Annotated in this window: 11 protein-coding genes and 1 tRNA gene; 6 read left to right on the top strand and 6 right to left on the bottom strand. The window is 71.7% G+C overall.

Features of this window, described 5'->3' with window-relative positions; all coding sequences use genetic code 11:
• Nucleotides 1–41 precede the first annotated feature (41 nt).
• The 3 genes from HGK68_RS15430 to HGK68_RS15420 all read right to left on the bottom strand — a co-directional run bounded on the left by HGK68_RS15430 (nt 42) and on the right by HGK68_RS15420 (nt 3,196).
• Nucleotides 42–905: a DUF4031 domain-containing protein gene (locus HGK68_RS15430; RefSeq protein WP_343036939.1), complete on the bottom strand. Its 864-nt coding sequence runs from the start codon at nt 903–905 to the stop codon at nt 42–44.
• 61 nt (nt 906–966) lie between these two features.
• A complete protein-coding gene (locus HGK68_RS15425; RefSeq protein WP_169166760.1) occupies nt 967–2,898 on the bottom strand; it encodes an oxidoreductase in 1,932 nt (643 codons plus the stop codon).
• A gap of 227 nt (nt 2,899–3,125) precedes the next feature.
• A tRNA-Gly gene (locus HGK68_RS15420) sits at nt 3,126–3,196 on the bottom strand.
• 79 nt (nt 3,197–3,275) lie between these two features.
• Here HGK68_RS15420 and HGK68_RS15415 point away from each other — a divergent pair.
• Complete coding sequence (locus HGK68_RS15415; RefSeq protein ID WP_169166759.1) at nt 3,276–3,680, top strand: hypothetical protein; 405 nt, start codon at nt 3,276–3,278, stop codon at nt 3,678–3,680.
• 59 nt (nt 3,681–3,739) lie between these two features.
• On the opposite strand, the gene HGK68_RS15410 is transcribed toward HGK68_RS15415, so the two are convergent.
• Complete coding sequence (locus HGK68_RS15410; protein ID WP_169166758.1) at nt 3,740–6,214, bottom strand: glycoside hydrolase family 94 protein; 2,475 nt, start codon at nt 6,212–6,214, stop codon at nt 3,740–3,742.
• A 167-nt stretch (nt 6,215–6,381) separates the two neighbouring features.
• Between HGK68_RS15410 and dcd the strand changes: the two genes are divergently transcribed.
• From dcd to HGK68_RS15385, 5 genes are all read left to right on the top strand, one after another.
• The gene (gene dcd, locus HGK68_RS15405) at nt 6,382–6,957 is read left to right on the top strand and encodes a dCTP deaminase (protein ID WP_169166757.1); all 576 of its coding nucleotides are present in this window, start codon (nt 6,382–6,384) and stop codon (nt 6,955–6,957) included.
• A gap of 4 nt (nt 6,958–6,961) precedes the next feature.
• Nucleotides 6,962–8,029: a hypothetical protein gene (locus tag HGK68_RS15400; protein ID WP_246260429.1), complete on the top strand. Its 1,068-nt coding sequence runs from the start codon at nt 6,962–6,964 to the stop codon at nt 8,027–8,029.
• A gap of 81 nt (nt 8,030–8,110) precedes the next feature.
• Nucleotides 8,111–9,967, top strand: a complete 1,857-nt coding sequence (locus HGK68_RS15395; protein ID WP_169166756.1) for a glycoside hydrolase family 15 protein — start codon at nt 8,111–8,113, stop codon at nt 9,965–9,967.
• Nucleotides 9,968–10,768 carry an SDR family NAD(P)-dependent oxidoreductase gene (locus HGK68_RS15390; RefSeq protein WP_169166755.1) on the top strand — a complete coding sequence of 267 codons (801 nt, stop codon included), beginning with the start codon at nt 9,968–9,970 and terminating at the stop codon, nt 10,766–10,768.
• 101 nt (nt 10,769–10,869) lie between these two features.
• The gene (locus HGK68_RS15385; protein WP_169166754.1) at nt 10,870–11,391 is read left to right on the top strand and encodes a hypothetical protein; all 522 of its coding nucleotides are present in this window, start codon (nt 10,870–10,872) and stop codon (nt 11,389–11,391) included.
• Nucleotides 11,392–11,406: 15 nt separating this feature from the next.
• Here the strand turns inward: HGK68_RS15385 and HGK68_RS15380 are convergent, their stop codons facing one another.
• Together HGK68_RS15380 and HGK68_RS15375 are read right to left on the bottom strand one after the other, a co-directional pair.
• Entirely contained in the window at nt 11,407–14,106 is a 2,700-nt protein-coding gene (locus tag HGK68_RS15380; protein ID WP_169166753.1) for a cation-translocating P-type ATPase, read from the bottom strand.
• A gap of 237 nt (nt 14,107–14,343) precedes the next feature.
• Complete coding sequence (locus HGK68_RS15375) at nt 14,344–14,862, bottom strand: TetR family transcriptional regulator (protein WP_169166752.1); 519 nt, start codon at nt 14,860–14,862, stop codon at nt 14,344–14,346.
• Nucleotides 14,863–14,933 lie beyond the last annotated feature (71 nt).

Genomic DNA, 14,933 nt, shown 5'->3' with positions numbered 1-14,933 from the left:
AGCGGGGGCCGCGCACCCCGCCGGGCCGGCCGGGCCGTTGCTCAGCCGGTGGCCAGCGCGCCCAGCTCCCGGTGCAGGTTCTCCCGCGCGCGATCGGCCCACAGTGCCCGGCCCCGGTCGGTCGCGTACAGCGACGGCAACCCGAGCAACTGCTCCAGCACCGCCCGACGGCCGATCCTGAACCGTTCGTCGGGCACCGTCGCGTACTCGGCGCGCACCTGCCGGGTGTACTCGTCGTAGCGTCCGCGGTCGGCGCCGAGGATCGCCAGGTCGGCGTCGCTGACCAGGGCGGAGGCCGGATCCTGCTGGTCGGGTTCGTGCCGCGCCGTCATCAGCACCAGGGTGGCGACCCGCTCGTCGCCGAGCACGCGCAGCGCCAGGTCGGCTGACGCCTCCTCGTCCGCCGGGGTGTCGCCGTCGTGCACGGCGTCGTGGAACCAGAGGGCGAGTTCGGCGGCGTCCCGGTCGCCCGTCGGCACCGCACCGTCGCCGGTGAGCCGGTCCAGCGCCGCCAGGGTCTCGGCCAGGTGGGTGGGGCCGTGGTACGTGCGGTGCGGTTCCCGCCATCGCACCAGCAGGTCGTCGACGGTGGCATGGTCGTCGGGCCGGAGCCTCAGCCAGCGTCGACGCAGATCCTTGAGCACCGCCCGGTCCCGGCCGCGCACCCGCAGTCCGGAGCCGATCAGCCGCCGGGTCAGTTCCCCGCCGCCGAGCGGGGTGGCACCGGCCGCGATGGCGTCGCCGTGCCGGGACGCGGGGATGTCGTAGTGATCCAGATCGAAGGCGCGCCGGCCGATGCCGAGGGCGGCGGCGAAGTCGTGCAGTTCGGCCAGCGAGTGGTCGGAGACCAGGTGCGACCACAGGGTGTCGTGGGCGGGCCAGGCCGGCGGGTCGACGAGGATCACGGGGTCGATGCTACGAGTGGGCACCCGCACGCCCCGCTGCCGGGGCGTGCGGGTGGTCGGGTCACAGCGCGAAGGCCGCCATGAACCCGGCGTTGATCGCCTCGCCGACCTTGGCCGGGCGCACGCAGTCGCCGACCGGGATCACGTGCGGGCGGCCGGCCAGCGCCTCGGGCAGCGCGGTGTTGGGCCGCACCCCGAAGGCCGACAACACGGTGTCCGCCTCGACGTGCACCGGGCGACCCTCCGGGTCGGTGGCGGTCAGCCCGGTGTCGTCGACGGCCGTGACGGTGTGCCCGGTGAGGATGCGCACCCCGTGCTGGGCGAGCTGGCGGAGCAGGGTGATCCGGTTGATCACGATCATGTCCTTGGCGATCTCGTCCGCCATCTCCACGATCGTCACCTCGTGACCGGCCTGGGCGAGTTCCAGGGCCGAGTCGGCGCCGGACAGCCCGCCACCGGCGACCACCACCCGGCGACCGACCGGCGTCCCCAGGTGGAAGTCGAGCACCTCGACCACGTTCCGGCCATCGATCCCGGGAATGCCGCGCGGCACGATCGGCAGCGAGCCGGTCGCGACGATGATCGCGTCCGCGTCCGCGAGGACCGGGGAGTCGGCGGTGACCTCGGCGTTCAGGTGCACGGTGACCGGCAGGTCGGTGAACTGCCGCTCCCACCAGCCGACCATCCCGCGCAGCTCCTTCTTGAACTCGGGGGTGGCGGCGGGCCAGAGCACGCCGCCGAGGTTGCTGCCCTTCTCGTACAGGTCGACGGTGTGCCCGCGCTGGGCCGCGACCCGCGCAGCCTCCAGCCCGCCCGGTCCGCCGCCGATCACGACGACGTGCTGCGGGCGTCGACTGAGGGTCAGCACCCGCTCGCGCTCGAAGCCGACCTGCGGGTTCACCGCGCAGCCCAGCGCCTCGGCGAAGAACGCGTGCCCGACGCACATCGCGTTGCACCGGATGCAAGGCCGCAGGTCGCCGCGACGACCCGCCCGCAGCTTGTTCGCCCACTCCGGGTCGGCGATCAGCCCGCGACCGATCCCGGCGAAGTCGGCCTCACCGGCGGCGATCACGGCCTCGGCGTTCTCCGGGGTGAGGTTGCCGACCGCCATCACCGGGATCGACAGCACCTCCTTCATCGCCTTCGCGGCCGGGGCCATGCACGCGTCGCCGAGGTAGTACGGCGGGAAGACGTAGTCCATCGCCTCGTAGGAACCGTCGTCGGCGATCAGCAGGTCCAGCCCGGCCGCCTCCAACACCTGAGCGATCCGCTGCGACTCGGTGACGGTGCGCCCGCCCTCGAACCGGTGGTCCACCGACAGTCGGAAGCTGACCGGCAGTCCGGGTGCGGCGGACTTGATCGCCTGGATGATCTCGACCGCGAACCGGCAGCGGTTCTCCGTGGAGCCGCCGTACTCGTCGGTGCGCCGGTTCCACACCGGGGACATGAACTGGTCGACCAGGTAACCGGTGTGCCCGTGGATGTCGATCGCGTCGATCCCGGCCGCCAGCGCCCGCGCCGCCGCCTCGGCGTGCCGCTGCACGATCACCCGGATCTCCTCGACCTCCAGCGGGCGGCACAGCACGTCGGGCCGGGCGTAGTGCGGGTTGTCCGAGGCGGAGATCGGCAGCCGCTCCGGGTCGACGTTGTTGATGTTGCGGCCGAGCCCGGCGGTGAGCTGGAGGCTGATCTTCCCGCCGACGGCGTGGATCGAGGCGGCCAGCGCGGTGAGGCCCGGCAGGCAGTCGTCGGTGTCCACCCGGCAGAGACCGGGGTTGATCACCTCGTAGTCCTGCGAGACGGCGGAGATGCCGGTCATCACCAGCCCGGTGCCACCCTTGGCGCGCTCGGTGTAGTACGCGATCTCGCGCTCGGTGATCAGGCCCTCGTGGGTGCCCATCTCGGTGCCCATCGGGGCCAGGGCGATCCGGTTCGGCAGCTCCAGGCCGCCGATCCTGCCGGGGCTCAGGACGTGGTCGAAGGTGGTGGTCATGGCGAGTCCTCTGTGGTGCGGCGGCGCGACCGGGGGGATGAAGCGCCGAATCCCTGACGGATCACTTAAATCGTCGGTTACCGACCATGTGGTCAGGAGGGGTCGATGGTCCCAAGTTCGTGAACTCAGGCACAAAGTGTCACGCGGCAGGCGTCGACGGCGGGGGCTCGTCACCGCGGCGGCAGCACGACGAAGGCCCGGACCGTGGGGGTCCGGGCCTTCGGCGGAGCGGATGACGGGAATCGAACCCGCGCTATCAGCTTGGGAAGCTGAAGTTCTACCATTGAACTACATCCGCACGAGCGCCCTGCTGGGCGCGTCCGACCAGTGTAACGGGTTCGCGGAGCGAGTGGGAGCACCGTCGGCGGGGGAGTGGGATGACCAGGTTCGAGCCGACCGCCGCGTCGGTGGACCCGGACCGGGTGCTGCTGGACGACGACGCCCGTGCGGCCCTCGTGCGGGCGGCGACGGCCTTGCGCTCCGTGGCGGTGCGGGCCGACCGGCGCTACCTGGCGATCGGCCCGGAGCTGTCCGGGACGTCGCAGGCGTGGGAGGTCGCACCCGGCCCCGGCGGCGAGTTCTGGCCGATCCGGCAGGTCGACGGAGAGGGAGCCGACGCGCGCCGGTACGCGTGGTTCGAGGCGATGGTCGACGACCGGGGTGGGCTGTCCGACCAGCCGATGGCGGTGGAGGACCTGGTCGACGACGAGTTCCAGCGGACCATCACCCGGGACGGGTTCGAGGCGCTCTGGGCCACGGCCACGCGCGCCGGGGAGCGCTAGGACGACACGAGCGCCCCGGGAATCCCCGAGGCGCTCGCGCCGTGCGTCGTGCTGCGTCGTCAGACGGTGACCGCGACCCGCACCGTGCTGCCCGCCGCCGCGTAGGGCACCGTGCGGCCGTCGATGGCCGCGCCGTTTACCGTGATCGCCGCCCGGGCACCCGCGGCACCCGAGTTGGTCACGGCGATCTCGTACCGGGCGCCCCGGATCGTCCGGGTGACGGTGAACGAGGGCACGTCCGGGCCGATCTGCGGGTCGACCACCAGGCCGTCGTAGTCGGGGCGCACGCCGAGCAGGTACTGGCTGACCGCGACGAAGTTCCAGGCGGCGGTGCCGGTGAGCCAGGAGTTCTTCGCCTCGCCGTGCCGGACCGCCTCCTTGCCGGCGATCATCTGCGCGTAGACGTAGGGCTCCAGCCGGTGCACCTCGGAGATGTCCTCGCGGTAGGCCGGGGTGATCCGCTTGTAGTAGTCGAAGGCACGCGCACCGTTGCCGACCACGGTCTCCCCGATGATGACCCAGGGGTTGTTGTGGCAGAAGATGCCACCGTTCTCCTTGTAGCCCGGCGGGTAGGTGGACACCTCACCGAGTTCGATCTGGTAGCTGGTGTACGCCGGGTGCTGCAGCACCATGCCGTGGTCGGTGGCCAGGTGGGTGTTCACCGAGTTCAGCGCGCGGACCGCCGGCGAGGCCGGGTCAGCGGTGTTCTCCGGGTTGACGCCGATGCCGCCCATCACCGCGAAGCCCTGCGGCTCGATCCAGATCTTGCCCTCCGGCTTGGCGTCGGTGCCGATCGGGTTGCCGAAGAAGTCGTAGGCGCGCAGGAACCACTCGCCGTCCCAGCCGTGGGCCAGCACCGCTTCCCGCATCTCCTCGACGGCGGTGCGGGCGGCGGCGGCGACCTCGGTCAGGCCCCGGCGCTCGGCCAGCTCGGCGTACTCCGGGCCGATCGCGGCGAACATCGCGGCGATGAACACCGACTCGGCCACGCCGCCGGACTGGTTCTCCGTGGTCTGGAAGGACTCGCCCGGGGTGGTGCTGAAGCAGTTCAGGTTCAGGCAGTCGTTCCAGTCGGCCCGGCCGATCAGCGGCAGCCCGTGCGGCCCGCGGTGCTGGACGGTGAAGTCGAAGGACCGGGTCAGGTGCTCGAACAGCGGGACCTCGGAGCCGGGCTCGTTGTCGAAGGGCACCTGCTCGTCCAGGATCGCCCAGTCGCCGGTCTCCTTGATGTACGCCGCCACACCCAGGATCAGCCACAGCGGGTCGTCGTTGAAGCCGGAGCCGATGTCGTTGTTCCCGCGCTTGGTCAGCGGCTGGTACTGGTGGTACGCCGACCCGTCCGGGAACTGGGTGGAGGCGATGTCGATGATCCGCTCCCGTGCCCGCTCCGGCACCAGGTGCACGAAGCCGAGCAGGTCCTGGTTCGAGTCGCGGAAGCCCATGCCGCGGCCGATGCCGGTCTCGAAGTAGGACGCCGACCGGGACATGTTGAAGGTGACCATGCACTGGTACTGGTTCCAGATGTTGACCATCCGGTCCAGCTTCTCGTCGCCGGAGCTGACCGTGTAGCTGCCCAGCAGGTCGGCCCAGTAGGTGCGCAGCCGCTCGAAGGCGGCCTCGGTCTGCTCGGTCGTGGCGTAGCGGGCCAGCAGCTCGTGCGCGGGGTCGCGGTTGATCAGCTGCATGTCGCTGCCCGGCGCCCACTTGGTCTCGTGGTCGTTCTCCAGGTAGCCGAGCACGTAGGTCAGCGACCGGGACTCGCCCGGTGCCAGCGTGACCTCGACCTGGTGCGAGCCGATCGGGTACCAGCCGGAGGCGACCGAGTCGGTGGCCTTGCCCGCGCGCGGCACGGCTGCCTCGCCGAGGCTGTTCCACGGTCCGACGAAGCTGTCCCGGTCGGTGTCGAAGCCGGTGGCGCGGGTGTTCACGGCGTAGACGGCGTAGTGGTCGCGGCGCTCGCGGTACTCGGTCTTGTGGTAGATCGCCGACCCGTGCGGGCCGTCCAGCTCGACCTCGACCTCGGCCAGCGACAGGTTGCGCTGGTAGTTGGTCTGGTCGTCCTGGGCGTTCCACAGGCAGAACTCGGCGAAGGAGAACAGCTGCACGGTCTTGGACTCGGTGGAGTCGTTGGTGAGGGTGACCTGCTGGATCTCCGCGTTCTCCTCCACCGGGACGAAGAACAGCGTGTCGACGGTCAGGCCGCCGCGGGCACCGGTGATCCGGGTGTAGCCCAGCCCGTGCCGCGCCTCGAAGTGGTCCAGCTCCGCCTTGACCGGCAGCCAGCCCGGGGTCCACACGTCGCCGCCGTCGTTGACGTAGAAGTACCGGCCGCCGTCGTCGGCGGGGATGTTGTTGTAGCGGTACCGGGTCAGGCGGCGCATCTTCGCGTCGCGGTAGAAGGAGTAGCCGCCCGCGGTGTGCGAGATCAGCGAGAAGAACTCCTGCGAACCCAGGTAGTTGATCCAGGGATACGGGGTGTGCGGCGTCGTGATGACGTACTCGCGTGCCTCGTCGTCGAAGTGGCCGAACCGCATCGTTGCGCCTTCCGGAGTGGTGTGCTGACTGCTGTGCGGGAGCGCTCCCACGCACCCATGGCGGACAGCGTACTGCACGGTCGAACCGCTTCAATGGGCCCCGTCGACCTCCGAGGAGTGACGCTCCGAGGCTGAGGGAGCGCGGGGGCGACCGGTACCGTGGGCCCGTGCTGCTCTCCGATCGCGATATCCGTGCCGAACTCCAGTCCGGGCGGGTGGTCCTCGACCCGTCCACGCCGGAGATGGTGCAGCCGTCCAGCGTCGACGTGCGGCTGGACCGGTTCTTCCGGCTGTTCGACAACCACCGCTACGCGATGATCGACCCGTCGATCGAGCAGCCCGACCTGACCCGCATGGTCGAGGTCGACCCGGAGGCGCCGTTCGTGCTGCACCCGGGGGAGTTCGTCCTCGGTTCGACCTACGAGCAGGTCACCCTCCCGGACGACATCGCCGCCCGGTTGGAGGGCAAGTCGTCGCTGGGTCGGCTCGGCCTGCTGACGCACTCCACCGCCGGGTTCATCGACCCGGGGTTCAGCGGCCACGTCACCCTGGAGCTGTCGAACGTGGCGACGCTGCCGATCACGCTGTGGCCGGGCATGAAGATCGGTCAGATGTGCTTCTTCCGGCTCAGCTCCCCGGCCGAGCGGCCCTACGGCTCCGGCGCCTCCGGCTCGCGGTACCAGGGTCAGCGCGGCCCGACCGCCTCCCGGTCCTGGCAGAACTTCCACCGCACCCAGGTGTGAGCGCGTGATCCCGCTGCCGCGGCTCACCAGCTGGCCGGAGAACCCGCCCGCGCCCGGTCGCCACCTGCTGCTGCTCCCGGAGGGAGTGGTGGCGGAGGAGGTCGAGGTGCTCGCGATCAGTCGGTTCGCGGCGGCGCGGTGGGAGCGCCCGCCCCGAGTGCCGATGAGTCGGCGCGACTCGGCCGCCCAGCCCACTCCCGGCGTGCTCCGGCTCGGACGGCTGTCCACCCTGACCGGCCCGTTCGGGGTCGAGCCCGCGGTGGCCGCCCGGCTCGGGGCGCCGGGTGACATCGTCGCCGCCTGGCCGGTGGACGTGCCCCGGGAACGCGCGACCACCCCGGCCATCGGCGGTGATCGGGACGGGTTGCGCCGGGCCTTCGGCGATCAGCAGCCGGTCCGCGAGGAAGGTCGGGTGCTGCGCTGGCTGGTGGATGTGGCACGTCGGCTCGGCGGTGCCGTGCGCACCGACACCGGCGCCGTGCTGGTGCCGGAGATGGACGCCGCGCTGGACCTGACGGTGCTCAGCGACCGGTGGGTGGAGCCGCATGTGGTGCTGGCCGCCGCCCGTCGGGTGGCGCCGCAGGCCCGGGCCGACGCCCCCGTGACCACCGGCGAGCGGCTGCCCACCGTGACGCACACCGGTCAGGTGCTGGTGGAACGACCGGACGCCGGGATCGGGGTCGAGGACCCGGAGGAACGGCGTCGCCTGCATGCCGAGGCGGACGCCTTCGACGCGTGGATGGTCGCGCACCCGCCGGCCGCCGAGGGCTTCGGGGTGCTGATCGATCTGGGTGCGGACGGTGCTGTCTCGGTCCGTGCCGAGACCGAGGGCGAGCTGCCGTTGGTGCTGCACGGTCTGGAGTGGACCCAGGGCGAGGTGGTCGCCTACCGGGTCACCTGGGAGCCGCCGGAACTGGAGGAGCTGGAGGCCGAGCAACCGTCCTTCGCGCACCGGGTGGCCCGCGGCCGGGCGGCGCAGGTGGTGCGGTCCATCGCTCGCGAGGTGCAGTCGGACGTCGGTGGCGAGGTCGCCGACATGGCCGGATTCCTGGTGGACCCCGCGGAACTGTGACGTCGGACGGGCCCGGCCCGTTCCGATTGCCGACGACCCGTCGTCCCCTGACGATGGCCCGATGCACACGGCAGCACGACGATGACGGACGGCCTCGGACACCTGGACGGCGACGCCGACCACGCCCGCGAAGGCTCAGGGCACGCGGCCTCCGAGGATCTGCGGGAACCGTGTGCCCGGATCGACGGCTACGCGCCACTGCGGACCTACGCCGCCCTCGGTGACGGTCGCACCGTGGCGCTGGTCGCCGACGACGGCCGGGTCGACTGGCTGCCGCTGCCGGACCTGGACACCCCGCCGGTGTTCGCCGCCCTGGTCGACGCGGAGAACGGTGGCCAGGTGGAACTGGCTCCCACCGTGCCGTTCCAGGTGCGCCGGGAGTACCTGGTCGGCACCAACGTGCTGGCCACCACCTTCGTCACCGACGACGGCGAGGTGCGGATCACCGATGCGATGAACACCGGCACCGCCGGTCGACTGCCGTGGAGCGAGCTGGCGCGCCGGATCGAGGGGCTGCGCGGCACGGTGCCGATGGCCTGGCGGGTCCGGCCCGGCACCGTGCTGGGCACCGCGTCGCCCTGGGTCCAGGACACCGTGCACGGACTGGTGCTGCACGACGACGGGGTGACTGTCGGGGTGCGGACCGCCGGCGACATGACGGTGGTGCCGGAGGGGCAGTCGGTGTCCGGCAGCTTCACCGCCACCCCGGCCAGTCGGCACCTCCTGGTGCTGGCGGCGACGGCGGGCGAACCGGTGTTCCTGCCTGATCCCGACGACGCCGACCGTGGCCTGGACCGCACCGCCGACAACTGGCGTGCCTGGACCCGGGAGTTCCACTACGACGGACCCTGGGGCAAGGCGGTGCAGCGCTCGGCCCTCACCCTGAAGCTCCTGCTGCACGCCCCGACCGGCGCCATCGCCGCGGCCGCCACCACCTCGGTGCCGGAGTCGCTGGCCGGCGGCAAGAACTGGGACTACCGCTACGCCTGGGTCCGGGACGCGGCCTACACCCTGGACGCGTGGATCGGCTTCGGCCTGCGCGAAGAGGTACACGCTGCCACCGCCTGGGTGCTGCGCACCCTGCGCGAGCACGGGATGCGGGTCTTCTTCACCCTCGACGGTCGACTGCCGGAGGGCCAGGAGGAGGCGCTGGCACCGGGCTGGCGCGGGATCGGTCCGGTGCTCACCGGCAACCGGGCCGACGGGCAGCTGCAACTGGGGATCTACGGCGACCTGCTCGCGGTGGTGCGTGGGTATGTCGACGCCGGGAACCTGCTGGACGCCGACACCGGTCGACTGCTGGCCGGGATCGCCGACCAGGCAGCCGACGCCTGGCACCGCCCGGACGCCGGGATGTGGGAGCTGACCGAGGAACGGCACTACACCACCTCCAAGCTGGGCTGCTGGCAGGCACTGCGCTGCGCCGTGCACCTGGCCGAACAGGGGCAGATCCCCGGCAATGCCGAGCGCTGGGCGGCCGAGGCGGAGCGGATCGCCGACTGGGTGCGTGAGCACTGCTGGTCGGAGGAGCGCGGCGCCTATCTGATGTACCCCGGCGCGGATGCCCTGGACGCGTCGATCCTGCTGCACGCCCGCAGCGGCTTCGACACCGGGCAGCGGATGAGCCGCACCATCGACGCCCTGCGCACCGAGCTGGGCACCGGGCCGCTGTTGCACCGTTACACCGGGATGCCGCAGGAGGAAGGCAGCTTCGTCGCCTGCGCGTTCTGGGGGGTCGCGGCGATGGCACTGGTCGGTCGGGTGGACGAGGCCCGGGAGTGGATGGATGACCTGCTGGCCCAGGCGAACGACGTCGGCATCTGGCCGGAGATGATCGACGCCCGGACCGGAGACTTCCTGGGCAACCTGCCCCAGGCACTGAGCCACCTCGCCCTGGTGCAGGCGGCTCTCACCTTCACCGAGACACCGGAGGACTGAATGGACCTGGGCATCACCGACCGCGTCGCCCTCATCACCGGCGGCGACTCCGGCATCGGCCTCGCCACCGCCCGCCAGCTGCTGGACGAGGGGGTCCGGGTGGTCCTGACCGACCAGAAGGAGGACGCCCTCGCCGCCGCGGTCGAGGAACTGGCCGCCGGATCCGACCGGCTGCTCCCGGTGGCGGCCGACCTCACCGACCCGGTCGCCGTCGCCGCCCTGTTCACCCGGGCCCGGGAGACGTTCGGCGCGCCGGACATCCTGGTGCACTCCGCCGGCATCACCGGGGCCCAGGGGCTGTTCCACGACCTGACCGACGACGACTGGGCGCACACCCTGGACGTCGACCTGCTCGCCGCGGTCCGGGTGGTCCGGGCGGCACTGCCCGGGATGCGGGAATCCGGTTGGGGCCGGATCGTGCTGCTGGCATCCGAGGACGGGGTGCAGCCCTATGCCGACGAGCTGCCCTACTGCGCCGCCAAGGCCGCGATCCTCTCCCTGACCAAGGGACTGTCCAAGTCCTACGCCAGCGACGGGGTGCTGGTGAACGCGGTGTCGCCCGCCTTCATCGAGACCCCGATGACCGACGCCATGATGGACGCGCGCGCCGAGGAGCGCGGCACCGACCGGGACGAGGCGATCGCATCCTTCCTGGACGAGGAGCGTCCGTTCATGGAGCTCAAGCGCCGTGGTCGCCCGGAGGAGGTCGCCGCCGTGATCGCGTTCCTGGTGTCCGAGCGGGCCAGCTTCGTGAACGGGTCCAACTACCGGGTCGACTCCGGGTCGGTGGCGACGATCTGACCCGGCGTGCCAGGCTGGGCGCGGCCGGACCTGCGGTGACACCCAGCGCGGAATCGGTCCGCGCGCCCAGCCGGCCTCAGCCGAGAGGACGTGCACCCGCGATGGGTCTGTGGCAGCGCTACAAGGAGATGTTCACCGGTCCCGAGGTCGACCTGAGCACCGCGTTGGCCGGTCAGCTGCCGCCGGGTGACGACGTCCTCGCGGCGACCGGGGTGATCCCGAGCGCCTACGAGCGTGGCGGCGGCGGTGGTCTGAGCGTCTCCGGCCGGGTGCTGAACGCGGCGACCTCGGCGGTGGAGAACGCTGTCTCGGGTGCCCGGCACATCGGTGGCGACGAGGACGGGGTCGCCCGCCGACTGCCGCTGGCGGACGGCCCGCACGTGCTGGTGCTGGGTGCCCGGTCGATGACGGTCTGGGACCTCGGCCTGACCATGAACCACACGCCGGGCGAGCTGTTGGCCACCGTGCCGCGCGAGCAGGTGGCGAGCATCGTCGACACCGGGAAGAAGGCGCAGGGCGGTGTGCCGGTGGTGCGGATGACCTTCGCCGACGGCTCGTTCTTCGACTACCGCCTGGTGCAGAAGCCGGGCGAGGAGTTCTGGTCGGTCGCCTCGACCTACTGACTGCCTCTCGACCGTCTACCGACCCCGCCGGCGGTCGAGGGCCTTGACCCCCTCGACCAGCAGGAAGATCACGATCGCGAGCCCGGCGGTGAACGCCCACTGCCGGGCTCCGATCGGGGCGGAGTCGAACCAGCTGTGCATGAACGGCGCGTAGGTGAACAACAGCTGGAACGCCAGCAGGGCACCGGTCGCCCACCACACCACCGGGTTCCCGCGCAGCACCCGGACGGTCAGGCTGCTGCTGTTCAGGAACCGGCAGGAGAACAGGTAGGCCAGCTGGCCGAGCGCCAGCATGGTGACCGCGGCGGTCTGCGCGACGGCATTCGGTGACCCAGCGGCGCGCTCGACCAGGTAGACCACCAGCGTGGCGCCACCGATCAGCAGCGAGGCGGTGATCACCTCGGTGAACGAGTCGCGGGACAGCACCGACCCGCCGGGCTTGCGCGGTGGCCGGCTCATCACCCCCGGCTCGGCCGGCTCGTAGGCCAGCGCCAGGGACAGCGTGATCGCCGTGACCAGGTTGACCCACAGGATCTGCACCGGTGCCAGCGGCAGGGACAGCCCGAACAGCACCGCCACCAGGATCACCAGCGACTGGGCACCGTTGGTCGGCAGCAGGAAGACCACCGACTTGCGGATGTTGTCGTAGATCCGCCGACCCTCCTCCACCGCCCGCTCGATGGTGGCGAAGTTGTCGTCGGCGAGGACGATCTCGGCGGCCTCCTTGGTGGCCTCGGTGCCCTTGATGCCCATCGCGATGCCGACATCGGCCCGGGTCAGCGCGGGGGCGTCGTTCACGCCGTCACCGGTCATCGCCACCACCTCCCCGTGGCCCTGCAGCGCGCGCACGATCCGCAGCTTGTGCTCCGGGCTGGTGCGCGCGTAGACGTCGACCTCCCGGACCCGGGCGCTGAGCTGGTCCCCGGTCATCGCCTCCAGCTCGGCGCCGGTGAGAGCCTGCACGGTGTCCGGGTCACCGTCGGCGGGCAGGATGCCCAGCTCCCGGGCGATGGCGGTCGCGGTGCCGACGTGGTCGCCGGTGATCATCTTGACCCGGATCCCGGCCCGGTGGCAGTCGGCGATCGCCTGCACCGCCTCGGGTCGCGGGGGGTCGACGATGCCGAGCACACCCAGGAACACCAGCTCGGTGAGGTCCTCCGGGTCGAGGGTCTCCTGCCCCGGCGCCGCCAGCTCGGCGGCCGACAGGGTGCGCAGTCCCTGGCTCGCCAGGTCGTCGATCACCGCCTCCCAGTGGGCGCGGTCCAGCGGTTCGATCCCGCCGTCCGCCGCCAGCTGGTGCGTGCAGCGGTCGAGCAGACGGTCCGGGGCGCCGACGGCGCGGATCAGACGCTCGGATCCCTGGTCGTCCAGGGTCGCCATGTACTTGGTCGCCGACTCGAAGGGCAGCACCGCCAGCCGTCGCACCTCGGTCAGGTCGACCCCGGCCTTGCGGGTCAGGGTGGCGACCGCGCCCTCGGTGGGCTGGCCGACGACCGTCCACTGCCCGTCGTCGTCCCGGACCACCCGGGCGTCGTTGCACGCCCCGGCGGCCTGGATCAGTCGTCGCAGGTCGGGCAGCGCCGCGGGGTCGACGGTCGCGTCGCCGCGGGTCAGGTGCCCCTCGGGGGCGTAGCCCAGGCCGTGCGCCGCGTACTCGCCGGCGGCGGTCACCACCGAGCGGACGGTCATCTCGTTCGTGGTCAGGGTGCCGGTCTTGTCCGAGCAGATCGTGGTGACCGAACCCAGCGCCTCCACCGAGGTGAGCTTCCGGGTGATCGCGTTCCGCCGCGCCATCTGCTGCACGCCCAGCGCCAGGGTCACCGTGACCAGCGCGGGCAGGCCCTCCGGCACCGCGGCCACCGCGAAGCCGATCGCCGCCGACACCAGGTCCGGCAGCTCGAAGTCGTGCACCACCCGGCCGATCACCAGCATCACCGCCGCCATCACCAGGATGCCGATGGACAGCGCCCGGCCGAAGGCCGCCAGCTGCCGGGTGAGCGGGGTGTCCAGATGGTTCACCCCCGCGACCAGGGCCTGGATGCGGCCGATCTCGGTGTCGGCGCCGGTGCTGACCACCACGCCGGTCCCGGTGCCGGTGGCGACCAGCGTGCCGGAGTAGAGCATCGACGACCGATCGCCGATCCCGGCCCGGGAGTCCACCGCCCGCGGGTCCTTGGCCGCCGGGACCGACTCGCCGGTGAGGGCCGCCTCGTCCACCTGCAGGTTCGTCGCGGAGAGCAGCCGGACGTCCGCCGGGACCCGATCGCCGGACCGGACCCGGATCACGTCACCGGGCACCAGGGTCTCGGCGTCGACCACCCGCCACTGACCGTCGCGGCGCGCCTGGGCATCCAGCGACAGCATGGTCTTGATGCCGTCGAGCGCCTTCTCGGCCTGCCCCTCCTGGACGAAGCCGACCACGCCGTTGATCACCGCCACCGCGAGGATCACGGTGAAGTCGATCCAGTCGCCGAGGATCGCCTTGAGCACTGCCGACGCCAGCAGGATGTAGATCAGGATGTCGTCGAAGTGCCCGAGCAGTCGACGGATCACCCCGGGGCGCGGTGGGGTCGGCAGGCGATTCGGGCCGGAGCGGGTCAGGCGCTCGCGGGCGGCGTCGTCGGTCAGGCCGTCCGCGGTGACACCGAGGTCGAGCAGCACGCGGTCCGCGGAGTCGGCGTACGGGGAGCTGGTGGTGTCCGGGTGTGCAGTCATCGGTCCTCCATCGTGCCCGGCGCACACCGGATTCGTGTGGGTCCCAGGTTTTTACACGGTGTTCACCGATTCCGGATGCGCGCGGCCTCGGTGCTGCCCAGACTGGTCGCCCAACTCGGAGTCAGCAAGGGGGGCGTGTGATGGACGAGACGACGATCGAGCAGGACGGTGCCCAGGGCACGGAGGAGTCGCACTGGTCGACGGTGAGCAACCCGCGCCGCGTGCGGATCTGAGCGGTCACCCGCGCAGTCGGGACAGGATCTCCCTGGCGTGCTCCAGGGCACCCTCGTCCCGGCTGCCGGCCACCGCGTTGTAGTACATCCCGTCGCCGATCAGCTGGATCACGTGCGCCAGCGCCGGGTCACCGAGCTCGGCCAGCAGCACGTCGTACCAGGCCGCCCGCAGGTCGTCGAGGACGGTGTCCTGTTCGCCGGCGTCCTCGGCCAGTCGTGCGGAGGCGATCAGCGCGCGGTCCAGCGCGCCCCCGGATGAGACGGACTCGGCCAGGTAGTACTCGGCGGCACCCTCCGGGGCGGCACGCATCGCCGCGATGTCGGCCTCGCCCAGCGCGCGCAGGCGCGCGTGCTGCCCGGCCTCCAGCGCCGCCTTGTTCTTGAAGTGGTAGAGCAGCCCGCCCTTGGACACCCCGGCCGCCGCCGCCACCGCGTCCAGGGTCGCGGCCCGGCTGCCGTGGGCGATCAGCACCTGCTCGAAGGCATCCAGCAGGCGGTCGCGGGTGCTCGCGGTGTCGGCCATGTCACCACCGTATCGGTCGATTACTGTACCGTCTGGACGGTACAGTAGCGGTGGTCGAGAGCCGCCCCGAG

The organism is Cellulomonas taurus, from assembly GCF_012931845.1.
In the GTDB taxonomy this organism is placed as follows: Bacteria; Actinomycetota; Actinomycetes; order Actinomycetales; family Cellulomonadaceae; genus Cellulomonas; species Cellulomonas taurus.
The sequence above is the reverse complement of the archived record's forward strand: the minus strand, read 5'-3'. Positions and strand labels throughout refer to the sequence as shown.

Bases quoted from the DNA above. Each gene is read 5' to 3' on its own strand.
- HGK68_RS15425 (WP_169166760.1), bottom strand. From the start codon at position 2,898: ATGACCACCACCTTCGACCACGTCCTGAGCCCCGGCAGGATCGGCGGC.
- HGK68_RS15415 (WP_169166759.1), top strand. From the start codon at position 3,276: ATGACCAGGTTCGAGCCGACCGCCGCGTCGGTGGACCCGGACCGGGTG.
- HGK68_RS15410 (WP_169166758.1), bottom strand. From the start codon at position 6,214: ATGCGGTTCGGCCACTTCGACGACGAGGCACGCGAGTACGTCATCACG.
- HGK68_RS15395 (WP_169166756.1), top strand. From the start codon at position 8,111: ATGACGGACGGCCTCGGACACCTGGACGGCGACGCCGACCACGCCCGC.
- HGK68_RS15390 (WP_169166755.1), top strand. From the start codon at position 9,968: ATGGACCTGGGCATCACCGACCGCGTCGCCCTCATCACCGGCGGCGAC.
- HGK68_RS15385 (WP_169166754.1), top strand. From the start codon at position 10,870: ATGGGTCTGTGGCAGCGCTACAAGGAGATGTTCACCGGTCCCGAGGTC.
- HGK68_RS15380 (WP_169166753.1), bottom strand. From the start codon at position 14,106: ATGACTGCACACCCGGACACCACCAGCTCCCCGTACGCCGACTCCGCG.
- HGK68_RS15375 (WP_169166752.1), bottom strand. From the start codon at position 14,862: ATGGCCGACACCGCGAGCACCCGCGACCGCCTGCTGGATGCCTTCGAG.